We start from the raw sequence: 348 nt of genomic DNA on the forward strand, positions 1-348 counted from the left end.
GGTGCATCCAGGAGGATTCGAACCTCCGACCGCTCGGTTCGTAGCCGAGTACTCTATCCAGCTGAGCTATGGATGCACAGGAATTCTTTTTTGATACCGTATGGTATGTCGTTACTACCCCACCATACTGCAAAATATGGTGCATCCAGGAGGATTACTCAGCGTAACCGCTTCGCCCGCAGGGCCGTTGCTAAAGCAACGTTATCCCCCTTTGTGCTACCTTTCAGCTCGCACTCATCTGTGAGATAAACACTCTCAGACAAACACTTAGTAATATGGTGCATCCAGGAGGATTCGAACCTCCGACCGCTCGGTTCGTAGCCGAGTACTCTATCCAGCTGAGCTATG

1 tRNA gene is annotated in these 348 nt (G+C 50.9%); it reads right to left on the reverse strand.

Annotated features, from left to right (window positions below):
* Positions 1–2 precede the first annotated feature (2 nt).
* A tRNA-Arg gene (locus KAJ71_RS23220) sits at positions 3–76 on the reverse strand.
* Positions 77–348: the final 272 nt, after the last annotated feature.

This window comes from Serratia silvae (assembly GCF_023282985.1).
Taxonomy (GTDB): domain Bacteria; phylum Pseudomonadota; class Gammaproteobacteria; order Enterobacterales; family Enterobacteriaceae; genus Chania; species Chania silvae.